Origin of the sequence: Alkalibacterium sp. 20 (assembly GCF_001885615.1) — a bacterium.
Classification (GTDB): domain Bacteria; phylum Bacillota; class Bacilli; order Lactobacillales; family Carnobacteriaceae_A; genus Alkalibacterium.
Map to the genome: position 1 here is coordinate 1 of NZ_LSRN01000050.1, position 15521 is coordinate 15521.

Below are 15521 nucleotides of genomic sequence, written 5' to 3' on the forward strand. Positions count from 1 at the left end.
CTGTATACAGAAATCAAAAATGTATTAATGTTTAATTTATTTGTAAATATTACAATATCCATCACATCACTATTTTTACATTCGTGAGTTAAAAGTATCAATAATTCATCTGATTCCATATTTCCTATCACAGTTCTAAGTGTCTGCTTTTGCGTTATAGCTTCAGCTTTAAATCCTAATCTTTTTAATCGTAATGCAAACTCCTGAGCGGAAAGAAAGGCATGATCGAATCCGTAGATATAAATATACCCACTCTTTTTAATTTCATTGGTTAACATTTCGATATCATTTTCATCAATAAACTTTAAAAACCTATTTAGAAGAATTTTATAATCATTAATTAGATATTCTAAATGCTGAAATGTAGTATTTATAGAAACATCTTCACTTTCAATTAATTCAGATTTCAAGCTATTCTTTAATTCAATAAATCCTGTATAACCAAGTTTTTTACAAAACCTTACAATACTAGACTTCGAAACATAAAGTTTGTTTTCCAACTCTTCGATCCTCATTCTTGATACATCTTTCGGATGAGTAAGAATATAATGAGCAATTCCTTCTTCATTCGCTGTCAACTTATCACTGTACTGATATATTTTCGAATTAAATGTTGTTAGCTCACCCACAATTCCACCTCCAAGGATATAATCGATTGAAATACTCTTCTTTTGATTGAGTGTATAAAGTCAAAGGAATTTATATCACTCATTTACTAGATTGATTTTTAGAGAACAATACTTGATTTACTTAAGTCTTCTTTTAACAGCTAAAAAAATCATGATAATCGATTCAAATGGAAGTCATCTTAAGGTATTATATTACCTTAATTTGGTACCGTTATCAAAAGCTGAGTCACTATTACACGAACGTCACTTTCTACAGCGACCTGATTTTTAGGCGAATTTCCAATACTATGTCATCTAAAACGAATCAAACCAATATAAACATATAATTTCCAACGTCTATAGTGGTTTTCTTAATTCTATTATTCATTCCCCTAATCACTTATTCAATAATTTCGATTTGACCAATGGTTTCTACGTATTTGACAATTTTTTATATTGTTAATGATCTATTATTAGACATCACCATGAATACACTTTAATCATTCACACAATATAAGTGTACGAAATATTCCGAGAGAGTTAAGTTAAAGTCATTATTTTTTACAATGTCAAAAATCCCAATATGCCTTTAATTCTATAACGATTTCAAGCTGAACGGCGGCTAGAGACTAGCCTTTTGATCGTTTCATATAATCCGCAATTTCTTTTCCATTTTCGTCCCACTGGATCATGCGGTAATAGGCATCGTGGTAGAAAATGAATTTATAGTTGTCCTGGTATGCCCGTTCCATCCACTTCACTTTCGCGTAGACGGAATCCATCGGGTAATCGTCGTACGCCATGACCCATAAAGGATTTTGATGTGCGGATGATGCCATGATATCCGCCATGTGCATCACCGTCTCTCCGTTTTGTGTCAGCTTGACGACCGCATGACCGTTGCTGTGCCCTCCGGTATGATACATGTTGATCCCCGGAACGACTTCCAGTTCTTTGTCAAACGTCACGACCTGGTCCTGGATGGCTTCCCAATTCTGTTTCCAGTAAGTACTTCTAGACCGAATATTCGGGTGTCTGACTTCTTCCCATTCCGTCTCAGTCATATAGATCACAGCATTGGGATACGTAGACACGAGCTCGCCTTTACTATAGCGTGTTAGTCCACTGGCATGATCGAAATGCATATGTGTCATGAGAACCACATCGATGTCGTTTGCAGACAAGCCCATTTCGTTCAAGTTTTCTTCTATGCGAGACTCTTCCTGAACACCAAAGTTGCGTTTTTGTTTCTCGGTAAGTTTGTCTTTTCCAATACCTGTATCGATCAAGTAGTTTTTTCCCTGATACTGAATTAGAATCGGTTCTGTCGCATGGGTGATCTGATTCTTTTCATTGGCCGGATACTTTTTGTTCCACAGAGGTTTTGGCACCACTCCAAAAATCGCTCCCCCATCAAACGAAACAACCCCGCCATCGAGCCAATACATAATCATTTCATGAAATATTAATGTGTCCACGCTATCCCTCCACTATTCATTTTATTCTCCCGTACAACTTCATCTCTTGAATATCTTATTGAATACTTTCTTAAAAGTTTCGAGATGATGATTTTTTCTTGCCATATTCTTTATTTCTCTTGTTTCTTTAGTTTATCAAAAATGATGGTATTTCTATATAACGATTTACGTGCTAGTCAAAATTGCATTAACTGTTTTCAAACTTGAGACTCTAGCCTTTCACAAAAAGAGTTACCTAGACGTTTGTTCGTTTGGTCCAGTAAGATAAATTTGATAAAAAGTATTCAACACTATGAAAAAAAGCGATCCCCTATCAAAACTAGATAGGGGATCGCTTTTTATAATTCACATTCTATTTGTTAGCCTGAATTGCTTCTCTTATGCAGTAGCTCCTGTTTCTTGTCGAACTAATTCTTTATCGTACGCTTTGATAAATGGATAGTAAATGATAAATGCCGATACGACACCGATCAGTGCGACGATAATAGCTCTCCAGTCTCCGCCTGTCCCAATGTAAGCTCCTATGCCCACTGGTGATGGCCAAGGAAGCAATGCAATCAGTGGATCGATCAATCCCATTGTAATCGAGAAATAAGCGATCGATGCGCTGACCATTGGTGCTAGGAAAAATGGAATAGCCAAGTACGGGTTGTAGATCAATGGCAGTCCGAACACTAACGGTTCATTGATGTTAAACAGCGCTGGGATCATTGCCGCTTTACCGATGGCTTTCAGCTGTTTCGATTTAGCTAAGAACGCGATAAAGAATGTCAGTAATAACGTAGCTCCAGATCCGCCAACCGTTACAAACGCATTGTTGAATTCTCCGGCTAATGGAATGTTTGCGCCAGCCGCATTTGAAGCCAAGTTAGCTAAAGTAATTGGTGTAATTAAGGCAAAAATAATGTTTGCCCCATGAATACCAACCAACCATAATGCATGGACCAGGAAGTAGATGACCATGACACCTAACCAAGAGTTTGTCAGCTCCGTTACAAATCCAAATGGTATTTGAATCAGTTTGAAGAGGTCTGTGTTAAAGACAACAGGTGCAGCATTCAACAAGAGAACCACGAAGGCAACAAAGAACGCTGGAATCAGCGCTGTAAAGGCTCTAGACACACCTGCTGGTACCTCTTCCGGCAATTTGATGATCCATTTTTTTCTCACACATAATTTGTATAAATTAACCGCGACGATAGCCATGATAATACCGGTAAAGATGCCTGTCGTACCTAAACGTTCGACACTGCCGGCTCCAATACGCCAGCCGCTGACAACACTTGCCCCATCATTCAATTCAGTGACTTTAGAGACGACACCGTCCTCAAATAATAATTCTGGAATAGTCATAAAGAACGCAAACATTGAAAGTAAGGCACCATTCAAGCCATTTAAATCTAAATCTTCATCTTCTGCAATAATCTGGGAATATTCGTAACCTAAACTGATATTAAAGAATAAGGCCAATATTCCCATTGACATCGTGTTCGCTAACATATATAGATCGCTAAATCTAAAAAACGTCTCATTGAAGAAATTTTCTAGAACAGGAAATGTTAAAGGTAATACGTTGAACACTAAAAACATTGATCCGACAATGGTGAACGGGATCGTTGCTAAACCGGCTCCCATAATACCTCGGACCACTTTAAGCTGGGCAATGGTCCCTAGTGGCCCCATCAGGAATTTTTCTAAAAACAACTGATTTTCTCCAAAAAAGAACTGACGCAATATGAAATATTGACGGTCTTTCGATTCTTCAATATGACTAATGTCTGCTTTGTCCTGAAGAGCATCTTTATTTTTTTGAACATACTTCCTGAAAGCTTTTGTATCATGAATGACAAATTTCAGCCCGTGACCAGGAACCGAAACAATTTGAGCAATTTCGTGATTGAGCGACTGACCAAGCTGTTTCACGTACTTACGGGCTGTTTTATCTGTTACACACAGATATTCGGCAATCGACTGACTTTTGATTTAAGCGTCAGTGTTTTCATTCAAAAATTCTAAAATCCTGATTTCTTTTTTGATTTAGCACATTTATCGAATCCTTTTTTAGATATTCTCTTCTATTAATTTGGCCATTTTTTCAATAGCCATTGGAACAGGAACATACGCTTGAGGTGGAATGTTGACGATCGGTTTACCTTTTTTATTGACCAATTTTTCTAAATTTTTAAAGTACATTTTAGTTTGAGGACTTACCAAATATAAATCAAATTCATCTTTCTCGATGATTTTTTCTCCCTGAGACTGACTAGTTGCATCCAGCTCGATATCTTTCCCTTGTGATTTAAAGTAATCGGTTTTTTTTTTGCAATAAGTGCAGATGACATGCCACCTGCACAGATAATTAACGCTTTTTTCATATTATGTTTCCTCCCTTTGTTTGATAAGATAACTATAATATGAAACGGTTTCACTTGATACATAAACTTGTACCGTTACGTAACGGTACAAGTTTAAACTGATTCCACTTATTTAATATAATACTTCCTATTTTTCTAAGGATGAAACCTTTTATGTAGTTCTTCTATTAATACTCGACTCTCGGACTAAAACCCTTCATTTATATGAGTTTTAGTCCAGTTTAGGTCGTTACTTTTCAAAGTATAACTGCTATTATTCTTTAATTCTACTTTTTTTAAAACATCTCAGCTTTCCTTGTGCTGTGGTGGGCGAGATCACCACTCAAGTTGGGATAGTTTTTTTCAAGTACCATCATATGTAAAATATAGACAGCTGTTATCTTGGGCACATGCGAAAATAGACAAAGAAAAACCAATATAAACGTTGTTATATAAACGTTTATATTGGTTTTTATGATAGCTGCCTTATTTGATAAATCCGTTCTGGTACGTCTTCATCTCTTGGATGCCTTCTTCAAGGATTTCAAGTTGGTGAATGGTTTCATCGTCTTTGACGATTTTTTCCTTACCGTTCACGATCGATTCATAAACGCCTTCATAGATAAGACCGTAGTCGCCCACTTCTGAAACGATTTTTTCTTCATGATACTGACCCGCGTCATCCATATAGTAAAGCGTTCCGTAATGTTCCGGTAAATCGAGTCCGAAGTCAGCGTTGGTCGGCATATAGAACAACTTCAGATGTTCTTCCTGACGGTCTTTCGTTTCTTTAACAAACGTCCCTTTTTTACCGTACACGACAAAGCTTGGGCGTCCCTTCAAACGGAAATAACTGGATTTAACAGCTACTTTGAGGTTATTGGCATAGTTCAGATCCAAGTCAAAGTAATCGTTCATGCGGCCTTCGCCTAAGAGCTGTCTGACGTCATAGTGAATGTCCAGCGGATCGCCAAAGTAAGACAATACCTGATCAACCGTATGGCACGCATGGGTATATAAAAAGCTTTCAAAGCGCTCGAATTCTTTTGCATTTTCCGGCACTTCTGGACGGAAGTAATCAAAATGCATTTCCACTTCAAGAATCTCCCCCAACACTCCACTTTCGATGACTTTTTGAACAGTCAGGAAATCGGAATCGAATCGGCGGTTTTGGAAACATTGTAGAAAGAGATTCTTGTCTTCAGCTACTGCAAAGAGTTCTCTGGCTTCTTCAGATGTTTCAGCAAATGGTTTTTCAACAAGTGTATGTTTCCCATTCATCAACGCTTCTTTGGCTAATTTATAATGACTTTGTGGGGGTGTGCAGATAACGACTAAATCGATTTCTGAATCGTTCCAAATGTCATTGACGTCTTTTACGTATGTAGCTCCTGGAACTTCATCCCACATGTCATTGTGGCCCGAACGGGCTTGAATAGTCTTGATAGTTATTTCTTCTACTTGACTGGAAAAAGGGATATGGTAACGGTTCGTACTCTTCCCGTCTCCGATATAGGCGATGTTTAACATAGTCATTCCTCCATTTATAGTGCTCTCATTTACACTTACCAGTGTACCGTTTTTAATGCAGCTTAACTTCTAAACGAGTGAGAAAACCCTTTTGATACCAGGTCAGAAGGGTTTCATTATTTCTTAAAACAAAAGTGCAATGATCTCGATGGCAAACGGAGCAAAAATGACGATAATAACCCCTGTTAATATGATAGATAAACCGGACATTGCCGCCTGGACGTCCCCAAGTTCAATGGCTTTAGCCGTTCCCATTGCGTGCGCGCTCGACCCTAACGCAACGCCTTGGGCTACAGGATCAGTAATTTTAAGTAAGGCAAAAATAGGTGGTCCTACAATTGTTCCAAGAACACCGGTGAAAACGACGATTGCAACGGTCAGCGATACAATACCACCCATCGATTCCGAAACGCCTAAAGCGATGGCTGTCGTTACGGATTTAGGGAATAACGTCGCCACCATATCCGGACTGAATTGAAAGAAGATGCTGACTATGATTAAAATAACCGTATGAAAGATGACTCCTAGAGCTATCCCGGATAAAATCGCTGTATAATATTTTTTCAGGTAATCAAAGTTTTTTTCCAGTTTGATTGCCAAAGCTACTGTAGCTGGTGTGATCCATAAGTTGATAAACCGGCCACCTACATTGTAGGATCCATAAGGGATATTCGTTAAGAGCAGTAATATGATAATACTACTTATAGCAAAAACAAGCGGGTTAAATATGGGAATTGGCCAGCGCTTGTGCAGCACGGTTCCTAGCAGGAAAAACGAAAACGATAAGATAATACCAAAGTAGGGGTTGATGGAAAGTGTCTCTAGCATACTAGGTCATCTCCTTACTGTCTTTTGATGAGTCTTCTGCTCTTCTTTTCATAAACTGCACCACTAAACCGACAAAACCGAGCATCAATGTGGTTGTAACGACGATAGTTAAAAGCAGCTGCCACCAGACATCACCTAATATACCGAAGTTAGTCATCAAGCCTACGCCTGCAGGAACAAAGAAGATAGCCATGTTGTCCGTTAAAAAATTTCCGACTTCTTCTACTTGATTCAATTTAAGCCAGTTAAAATGTAACGCGACAAAGAGCAGGACCATGCCGATTACGCTGCCCGGGACCGCGACGGGACTGATGAGCGAAAGAAATTCTCCGATGAAAGAAAATAACAGGATCCAAAAAAGTTGTTTCAGCTGTTTCACACTAGTTTCCTCCTAAATATTGTTCCGCTCTATTTTAAATGAAAACACCCAACTTTGAAAGTCTTTCACAAAATAAAAACGCCTTCTCACTTTTTTGAGAAAGCGCCAGATATAATTATTCGATCATTGAAAATTTTGCTTCCAGGATATCTTTCGTTACGGGACCCACCACACGTTCATAAATGATGCCTTTAGTGCCGATAAAGTAAGAGGTCGGTAAGGATTCCACGCGATACAAGTCCGTGATGTCTGTCGGACCGTAAACGTTCGTAAAGGTCAACCCAAATTCTTCAACGAATACCGGCACGTTATCCAGATTGCTTTCAGACGATGTGACGTTGACCCCTAAAATAACCACGTCATCCTGTTCTTCATGGAACTCCTGCAAATGAGGCATTTCCACTCGACAAGGCGGACACCAGCTTGCCCAGAAATTCAGGAAAACTTTTTGACCTCTGTAGTCTGATAACTTTACGGTGTTTCCTTCCATATCTTCCAACTCAAAATCATACGCCGTATTCCCGGGATTCAAGCCAAATTCTATCATTGAACCCGTTTCATTCTCGCTGTTTTGAGCAGCAAATTCATCCATCAAGGCTTCAATTTCTTCTTCAGACATGTCTTCAAGATCCATTTCTGCATCCAATTCTTCCTGTACACCCATTTCATTCTGCAAAGATGCCTGCTCTCTTACTTCCTGTTCCCGGTTCAAACCGGCAACAAAATCAAAAACCACATAAGCCAGCATGACGGCAATGACCGCCCATAATCCTTTTTTTATCATACAATCGCTCCTATCCTAGTAACTCGAACGGCGTGCCTTCTGACCACTGGGCGATCCATTCTGATAACATTTCAAGTGTGCCGGTGAAAAGGAGGATGCCCATGATGATCATGAGTATGCCACCAATTTTCATCCATTTCTGACTGTGCTTCATCACGTTATCCATTTTCCCGATAAAGAAAGAAACCAGCAAGAATGGAAGCGCAAATCCGATGATATAAAGCGTTAAATAAAGTGCCGGTGGTGTCCCTGTTGAAACGCCGATCAGAAGAATCGACGAGAAAATCGGTCCGATACATGGCGTCCAACCAGCCGCAAAGCCTAATCCTATAAGGAAACTTGATAAAAAGCTGGTTGTCCGTTTTCCGGTCATTTTGCGTGTATCTTTCAGTAGTGCCGGAATTTGAATCCATTCAGCAGTAACTAACCCCATCACAATAATGAGTAATCCCGCAATCCGTTGTAAGAGCAGACTGGTCGATCCGGTCAAGAGCTGACTGAAGAATCCACCTAAATAACTGATACTCAATCCCAAACTCACATAAACCACGGAGACTCCCAGTAAGAACAGCAACGAGTGCACCATGACTATTTTTTTAAAAGCAATCGTCTGATTCTCTTTGACTTCTTTGACACTTTTACCCGTAATATAAGACAAGTATAAAGGTAAAAGCGGCAGCGTACACGGAGAGAAAAATGATAACCCCCCTGCTGCAAACGCTAATAGAGCAGTTAGTTCTGTTTCGATGGTAACATCCTCCTTTTATAACCCCACAGCAAGCCGCTGAACACTAAAAAAAGTGATAATATGGCTAAAGGAGAAAATACAAAATTGAAATAAATGACTGAACGCGTTCCCATTATCAGCAGATGCACTACCCCGAACCCTACTAAAACTAAAAAAGGCGAGACTTTTCTAGTAAGCGGCGTGAACGTTAACAATGCAAGTAAACCTACGAATAGTATAATGAATAAAAGGGCATTTACTGACGTGTAGCGGTAATACATGTAGGCATGATTCACCAAGCCTATTGTGGTCACCAGCTTGGCCACACTCTTCGCTTTCGTTTTATCTGTCCAAAATTTTTCACCGTAAAGGTAACTTCCGTATATCAAAACACCCAGCGTAGCTATCCACACCACATTCGATGAGAACAGCAGGATACGATAAGGCACTTGAATGATTTCATTAAAATTCAGTAGTGCATTGATCCCGAATAAAGCCATGACAAAATAGAAAACGTTATCCATAAATACGGAAGCAACACTTTTTTTCACCTCGGTCGACTCATCTGATAAACCAAACCAAACACTGACACCGATCATTAGAGTGACGATAGCAATGAACATCGGGTTGGCTACTATATTTTCCACATTAATTCTCCTAACTCTACATACCTAAATGGGTGATTTCTGTTAAAATCATTATATTTATTGGTAAACTGGTCCATTCCCAATCTTTTGATGTTAATTACAGCATCTATTAAAGGTTTTATACCCCTAGGGGTTTACTTATATTAGCTTACACATATTTCAGCTATGAGTCAACTCTGAAAAAAAGCATAGACACGAAAATATACTGAACATTTAGTGACTATCTAACTAGGCAGAAAAAATATTTTCCTTTCAAATTGATTGCTATAATACAAAAAAAGCACCCGCTTTTGCAGAATGCTTTCTATAGAACCGCTAAGCTGTTTTTGCTTTCTTCATTTCTATCGTTTTTTCACTTCGACTTTCACGTAACCGATATTTGAGTAAGCGCATAGCGTTGAAGATGACTACAAGGATGCTCCCTTCGTGAACCAGCATCCCGATGGACATGTTCATCCACTCACTGAAAAAGACACTGGCCAGCAAGATCAATACCACACCAACAGCAAGCACGATATTCTGAATCATATTATTCGCCGTCGCTTTGACTAACCCTAATGCATGCGGCAGACGGCTAAAGTCAGAATTCATCAGTACGACATCCGATGTCTCGATTGCTACATCTGTTCCGCTGCCCATCGCAATCCCTATATCGGCCAGAGCTAAGGACGGGCTGTCGTTCACACCATCCCCAACAAAAGCTACGATTTGTCCCGATTTTTGTAATTTACCAATATAAGCGGATTTGTCTTCCGGCAGCATGTGTCCGTGGGCCTCTGTCAGTCCCAACTCACTGGCTACCGCATCAACGGTCCCTTGATTATCACCTGACAGGACCACCAGATTTTCTACACCTAATGCTTTCAATTTCTGAAGATCAGCTTTCACTCCCGGTCTTACTTGGTCACGAACACCCATCAGTAAACTAAGTTCCCCGTCGATAGCTGTGAGGACAAGTGAATTTCCGTTCTTCTCAAAGGTTTCAACATCATGTTTTGCGCTTGCATTAAGCTTTATACCTTCTTTATCCATCAATGCCACGTTCCCGACAGCAACGCGGTGTCCGTTGATTTTCGCCGCAACACCACTACCCTTGAACACGTCAGTCTCTTCAACAGGGTAAAGGCGTGTTGCCTTAACATCCTGCAGTACAGCTTTCGCCAGCGGATGATCCGATTCCCCTTCCACACTCGCCAGATAATTGAATGCTTCTTCTGTATTTCTTCCGTAAAATTCTGTTTCAGCAACCGTTGGATTCCCCACAGTCAGCGTGCCTGTTTTGTCAAAAACGATCGTATCCACCCGGCTAAAGTCATGGATCACTTCACTGCCTTTGAGCAAAACCCCGTGACGTGCCCCGTTCCCGATGCCCGCCACATTCGACACGGGCACACCGATGACCAGGGCCCCCGGACAGCCTAAAACCAGGATCGTAATCGCCAATTCAAGGTTTTGACTGATCAACCAGACGATAACTGACAATATGAAGACGGCCGGTGTGTAGTATTTTGAGAAACGGTCAATAAATCGTTCTGCTTCGGATTTGGAATCCTGTGCTTCTTCCACCAATTCAATAATTTTCCCAAAAGTCGTGTCTTCTCCCACACGGTCAGCACGAATCTGAATTGTGCCATTTTCTAAAATAGTGCCGGCAAAGACTTCAGATTCCACTGATTTCGTTACCGGAACTGATTCGCCGGTGATGCTTGCTTCATCGATATACCCTTCGCCTGTCAAGACCGTGCCATCAACCGGGACCTTTGCGCCGGTTTTAACGAGAAGAACGTCGCCTTCATCCACTGCGTCCACATCGACTTCTTCAAACTCGCCGCTTTCTAAGCGTACGAGTGCACTTTCCGGAGCCATCTCTGTCAATTCTTTGATTGCCGAACGTGTCTGATTCAAAGTCCGCTGCTCTAAAAAATGACCAAACAGGAACAGGAACGTGACGATTGCCGACTCTTCATAGTTCTGAATGAACAGGGCACCAATGACTGCGATGGTCACCAGAACATCGATGCTCATGACTTTCACCTTTAAGGCTTGATACGACTGGATCGCTATCGGCGCGACCCCGATCACTGACGCGATGATGAGTGACCCTTCCAACAACATGACATTTCCTAGCACGAAACGACTGAAAAACCCAATGACGATAAGTAATCCACTTATCAATGTGATCAATTTTTTCTGGCTCAATATAAATTTTTGCATGCCTTTTCCTCTTCTCTTTTACTTGATGTTAACCTAAGTATAATGGGTTCAATATGAATTAGAATTGACTGCCATCAAGTTTTCTGGGAAAGTCAGCAGTTTTATTGAATGATGATATATTCTGAATTGAAAATACGCATGTTAAGCGCTTAATTTATTGTGATCATAAAAAAGCATCTACCTATTAACCTTCCCAGGTTGAATTTAAGTGACGTTCGGTCATTACAATTATATAAAGGTATCCTAATTACCGAACCTGCTCTCATTCGGTAGTTTCCAGCGTTGAAAATTTCGCTACTTGTCGAACCTGGACGACTTTCGGTCATTACAGTTATATAAAGCCCTTCTAATTACCGAACTTGCTCTCGTTCGGTAGTTTCCAGCGTTAAAAATTTCACTACTTGTCGAACCTGGACGACGTTCGGTCATTACAGTTATATAAAGCCCTTCTAATTACCGAACTTGCTCTCATTCGGTAATTAGGGTCGTAAAAAGTACCGCTACTTGTCGAACCAAGCTCAAAACCTTTTCTTCATGAGGGTAATACTCGCTATTCAGCGAGTATTGACTACTTTAGAAAAATCGCTACAAAAAAACCCGGAAAGAATACTTCTCCCTCTGGGTTTTAACCTGTCTATTCATTTCAGTCTCTTTAAACGTAGTACGCTTCGTCAGCTTCAGACAACATGGTGTAGACTGCCTCGTAAGTTTCACATGCATCTGTCGGTAACTCATAGTTGTTTGTCACTTTGCGTAATCTCTTGAATTCTTTATCTAAATCCGGTTTATCCGAATCTTTTACTTTTGTATTCATCGTCTGGAATAATTCGCGAACGTCAAAGACTTCGGGATGATTTTCTCCATGCGCACGCGTCAAGGGCAAGGTATACATTTCGAGTTTTGGAAAATAATCGTTTAGAACTGTGTTAAATGTCAGCAATGTTTTTCCTTCTTTCTAAGATAGTTAAGCAACTTTGACAGTCGATTTGATTACCGGATAACCGAGTTCTTCAATAGCTTTTTCAATTTCTTCTATTGTAACGAGTTCGGCATCAAATCTTAGTTTCGCTTTGCTGGAATTGAACATCACTTTGACACTTTCCTGATCAATACCTTTTAATCCTTTTAAAGCATTCTCGATTTTCTGCATACAGCTCGGACATGCCAGTGTTTCTAGTTTGATGATTGCTTTTTCCATTTGAAATCTCTCCTTTTTAATTATCGCTTGGCTTGTCTCTATCCCTTACATTCATAGTATAGGTCATAAAGATTAGCGTTAAATTGATCACTGTCAAGTTTTCGATTTTTATTTAAAAGTATAAAGAAAGCATAGACACGAATGTCTATGCTTTCTTTATGAATGATTAAAGATTTAATTTTGCTTTGATTTCTCCAGGTGTCGGCACTCTGCCGTATGAGATAATTTTCTCATCACCAACAAGGCCAGGGGTGCTCATGACACCGTACTTCATAATGTCCACTGGATCGATAACCTTCGTAATAGTCACCTCATGATTTGTTCCTTCAAGGGCTCTTTCTACATTTTTTTCTTAACGTACACAATTTGAACATCCTGGTCCCAATACTTTGATTTCCATTTTATTATTCTCTCCTTTGATTTATAAAAATTTTAAATAAATAGATAACTGAACTCATTGAAGGCAAAACCGATAATAATTTAACGATTCAACCAACATATGTCGGTTGATTAACATAGCGAATGCTATTCCTCAACCGAATCCGATTCATCTACATGACTAAAGTCACGAGTGTTCTCGGCTGTTTTATAAAAATAACAGTTCATCTTCATCGAGTATGCTGATTTTCGAGGAACTGATACGTTTGATCAACTGCATTTCTTCTAACTCTTTTAATTTTCGACTCACTGTTTCCGGCGTTGTTCCAATATATGAAGCGAGATCTTTCTTGGTCAAGGGGAGTGTCACCACATTCGATTGACTATCTGGATCCAGTAAATCAACGAGGTAAGTTGCTAACCGCTGTTCTGTCGATTCAGTTGTGAAACGAGCCGCCTGCTGTTCGCTCTGATTCACGCGAGCAGACAGTTCCTGAAGAATCTTAATGGCAATAGAAGGGTAGCTTATCAGTAATTTCTGGAGAGATGAACGCGTGATTTGGCAGACTGCAGTCGGTACCATCGCTTCCGCATAATTTTCATGTACCGTTTCATTAAACAAAGCCAATTCTCCCGTGAACTCTCCCGACTTTAACACACGCACGAGTTGTTCTTTTCCTGATCCAGATAACCTGTAAATACGCAGACTTCCTTTATTCACGATCGTTAAGACGTCCGACGTCTCCTCGGCTCGGTAGACCAGCTCACCTTTTTTAAAGGACTTTGAATCAACAACTTTCATAATTTCATCCAGATGATCCGTATCCAGATGATTGAATATCGGAACCATTGAAACACACCCTTGGCGAGATGAACCACATGTATGTTGATTCTCATTTGTTTGTTCAGTCATTTTTACATCTCCTACTTAAAGATTTCTTCGCCTATTATAATATATATGATACCCTAAATAATAGAACAATAGAAAACCTTGCAATTGATACTCCAACGGGCATCCGAAAAAATTGATGGAGGTAAACATGTGGATCGTTCAATAATTATATTGGTCATAGGGGCAGTCTTTTTAGGTTCATTGATGCGCTCTACTTTTGGTTTTGGTGACTCCGTAGTTAGTATGCCCTTACTCGCGCTATTCCCCATACCCTTTTCAACCGCTGTTTCACTGGCTGCACGGTCGCAATCATTTCTGTTTTTTCAGGCTGGAAAAACCTGGACCGTGCGATTCTTTTGAAATTGTCTGTTTCGACAATAGTTGGTATTCCTTTTGGTTTATTATTAGTTAATTATGCTGAAAGAAGGTGGATTAGTCTGATCCTAGGTATTCTTCTTATATCTTATTCGGTGTATTCGGTGCTTGGCTCAAAAAGACAGCGACTAACTATTCAAAAAGAATTTACGAATACAAATTACAGTCTAACCTTTGGTTTTTCTGCGTTCATGTTAGGTAGCGCGTATAACATGAACGGTATACCCATCGTTCTCTACGGTACAATGAGTAATTGGTCCCCTAGCAAGTTCAAAGATACGCTTCAAGCCCATTTTTTGTTCTCCAGTCTATTGATCGTAGTCAGTCATTTTTTTAGCGGTTTCTGGACAAGAGAATTAGGTGTTTACTTTGCTTTTTCTTTACCTGCAGTTATGCTAGCTATCTTTACAGGGAATTATCTCTATGCAAGAATAAAAACAGAAAAATTTAAAAAGACCGTTCTTTTGTCGATCTTTTTACTAGGTGTCCTCACTCTTATTGACTTTTTCTGATTCATCTCGGTTCCGAACATTAGAACAGTCAAAAAAACCTTAAGAGTCAATTAATTGGCTCTTAAGGTTTTATAAATATCTAAATTTTAAATTGTAATTTAATCTTCGTTCGGATCGTTTTCTGCATCTTGATGCGTTGGATGAATGGTTCCTGGAAGATGATCCGGTCCGGCATAGATGGTATATAATTTAAGCGGCTTGTCGCCTGTATTTTCAATGTTGTGCCACATGTCGGCCGGAACAAACACCGCATCATCATCTTCAACTTTTTCTTCAAAATTCAAGTTATCTTCTGAAGGTCCCATTTTACATACGCCTTTACCTTCTTCGATGCGGATGAACTGGTCAATACCGTGATGAACTTCCAAACCGATATCGTCACCAGGTCCAATGGACATCACTGTCACCTGAAGTTTTTCACCTGTCCAAATCGTTGTACGGTAATTTTTATTATCTTTCGTTGCATCTTCGATATCAATAATATAAGGTTCTTTACCATGGTCTTTGAAATCTATTTCCATTTTTTATCATCCTCCTCATTATTTGTAATCATTATAATCTAATAGTAGCACATCACTTTTATATTTCAACCCATATGTATTAAATCTGCATAAAGT

At 39.5% G+C, this 15521-nt stretch carries 16 protein-coding genes and 2 pseudogenes; 2 read left to right on the forward strand and 16 right to left on the reverse strand.

The window, feature by feature from the left end; translation table 11 throughout:
* The 15 genes and pseudogenes from AX762_RS08845 to AX762_RS08915 form a co-directional block, all read right to left on the reverse strand.
* On the reverse strand, positions 1-629 hold a 629-nt coding region (locus AX762_RS08845), incomplete at its 3' end, for a MurR/RpiR family transcriptional regulator (protein WP_071848784.1).
* A gap of 608 nt (positions 630-1237) precedes the next feature.
* Positions 1238-2086 carry an MBL fold metallo-hydrolase gene (locus AX762_RS08850; protein ID WP_071848785.1) on the reverse strand — a complete coding sequence of 283 codons (849 nt, stop codon included), beginning with the start codon at positions 2084-2086 and terminating at the stop codon, positions 1238-1240.
* A gap of 378 nt (positions 2087-2464) precedes the next feature.
* A complete protein-coding gene (gene celB / locus AX762_RS08855) occupies positions 2465-3790 on the reverse strand; it encodes a PTS cellobiose transporter subunit IIC (RefSeq protein ID WP_256244666.1) in 1326 nt (441 codons plus the stop codon).
* Between the two features lie 357 nt (positions 3791-4147).
* Positions 4148-4461 (reverse strand): annotated as a pseudogene (locus AX762_RS08860) (PTS cellobiose transporter subunit IIB).
* Positions 4462-4926: 465 nt separating this feature from the next.
* Entirely contained in the window at positions 4927-5970 is a 1044-nt protein-coding gene (locus AX762_RS08865) for a Gfo/Idh/MocA family oxidoreductase (RefSeq protein ID WP_071848786.1), read from the reverse strand.
* Positions 5971-6093: 123 nt separating this feature from the next.
* Positions 6094-6798, reverse strand: coding sequence for an LrgB family protein (locus AX762_RS08870; protein WP_071848787.1), 705 nt, complete (start codon positions 6796-6798; stop codon positions 6094-6096).
* Between the two features lies 1 nt (position 6799).
* Positions 6800-7177 carry a CidA/LrgA family protein gene (locus tag AX762_RS08875; protein WP_071848788.1) on the reverse strand — a complete coding sequence of 126 codons (378 nt, stop codon included), beginning with the start codon at positions 7175-7177 and terminating at the stop codon, positions 6800-6802.
* 115 nt (positions 7178-7292) lie between these two features.
* Positions 7293-7961: a TlpA disulfide reductase family protein gene (locus tag AX762_RS08880; protein ID WP_083432902.1), complete on the reverse strand. Its 669-nt coding sequence runs from the start codon at positions 7959-7961 to the stop codon at positions 7293-7295.
* Positions 7962-7971: 10 nt separating this feature from the next.
* A complete protein-coding gene (locus AX762_RS08885; RefSeq protein ID WP_071848789.1) occupies positions 7972-8709 on the reverse strand; it encodes a cytochrome c biogenesis CcdA family protein in 738 nt (245 codons plus the stop codon).
* On the reverse strand, positions 8694-9335 hold the full coding sequence (locus AX762_RS08890) for a hypothetical protein (protein WP_071848790.1): 642 nt from the start codon (positions 9333-9335) through the stop codon (positions 8694-8696). Before AX762_RS08890 ends, AX762_RS08885 begins: the two co-directional genes overlap by 16 nt.
* Before the next feature lie 315 nt (positions 9336-9650).
* Entirely contained in the window at positions 9651-11549 is a 1899-nt protein-coding gene (locus tag AX762_RS08895) for a heavy metal translocating P-type ATPase (RefSeq protein ID WP_071848791.1), read from the reverse strand.
* Between the two features lie 652 nt (positions 11550-12201).
* Positions 12202-12489, reverse strand: a complete 288-nt coding sequence (locus tag AX762_RS08900) for an iron-sulfur cluster repair di-iron protein, ric (RefSeq protein ID WP_071848792.1) — start codon at positions 12487-12489, stop codon at positions 12202-12204.
* 24 nt (positions 12490-12513) lie between these two features.
* A complete protein-coding gene (locus tag AX762_RS08905; protein ID WP_071848793.1) occupies positions 12514-12747 on the reverse strand; it encodes a heavy-metal-associated domain-containing protein in 234 nt (77 codons plus the stop codon).
* Positions 12748-12913: 166 nt separating this feature from the next.
* Positions 12914-13087: pseudogene (locus AX762_RS12990) on the reverse strand (thioredoxin family protein); the annotation flags it as partial.
* Positions 13088-13333: 246 nt separating this feature from the next.
* A complete protein-coding gene (locus tag AX762_RS08915) occupies positions 13334-14038 on the reverse strand; it encodes a Crp/Fnr family transcriptional regulator (protein WP_071848794.1) in 705 nt (234 codons plus the stop codon).
* A gap of 129 nt (positions 14039-14167) precedes the next feature.
* Here AX762_RS08915 and AX762_RS13180 point away from each other — a divergent pair, with 129 nt between their 5' ends.
* Complete coding sequence (locus AX762_RS13180) at positions 14168-14377, forward strand: hypothetical protein (protein WP_256244664.1); 210 nt, start codon at positions 14168-14170, stop codon at positions 14375-14377.
* Positions 14374-14904, forward strand: coding sequence for a sulfite exporter TauE/SafE family protein (locus AX762_RS08920; protein ID WP_256244665.1), 531 nt, complete (start codon positions 14374-14376; stop codon positions 14902-14904). The genes AX762_RS13180 and AX762_RS08920 overlap by 4 nt, the downstream gene beginning before the upstream one ends.
* A gap of 98 nt (positions 14905-15002) precedes the next feature.
* Here AX762_RS08920 and AX762_RS08925 read toward each other — a convergent pair whose 3' ends face one another.
* A complete protein-coding gene (locus AX762_RS08925; RefSeq protein ID WP_071848795.1) occupies positions 15003-15425 on the reverse strand; it encodes a cupin domain-containing protein in 423 nt (140 codons plus the stop codon).
* Positions 15426-15521 lie beyond the last annotated feature (96 nt).

Coding starts and splice junctions, on each gene's coding strand:
- AX762_RS08865 (WP_071848786.1), bottom strand. CDS start 5,970: ATGTTAAACATCGCCTATATCGGAGACGGGAAGAGTACGAACCGTTAC.
- AX762_RS08870 (WP_071848787.1), bottom strand. CDS start 6,798: ATGCTAGAGACACTTTCCATCAACCCCTACTTTGGTATTATCTTATCG.
- AX762_RS08880 (WP_083432902.1), bottom strand. CDS start 7,961: ATGATAAAAAAAGGATTATGGGCGGTCATTGCCGTCATGCTGGCTTAT.
- AX762_RS08895 (WP_071848791.1), bottom strand. CDS start 11,549: ATGCAAAAATTTATATTGAGCCAGAAAAAATTGATCACATTGATAAGT.
- AX762_RS08905 (WP_071848793.1), bottom strand. CDS start 12,747: ATGGAAAAAGCAATCATCAAACTAGAAACACTGGCATGTCCGAGCTGT.
- AX762_RS08915 (WP_071848794.1), bottom strand. CDS start 14,038: ATGACTGAACAAACAAATGAGAATCAACATACATGTGGTTCATCTCGC.
- AX762_RS08925 (WP_071848795.1), bottom strand. CDS start 15,425: ATGGAAATAGATTTCAAAGACCATGGTAAAGAACCTTATATTATTGAT.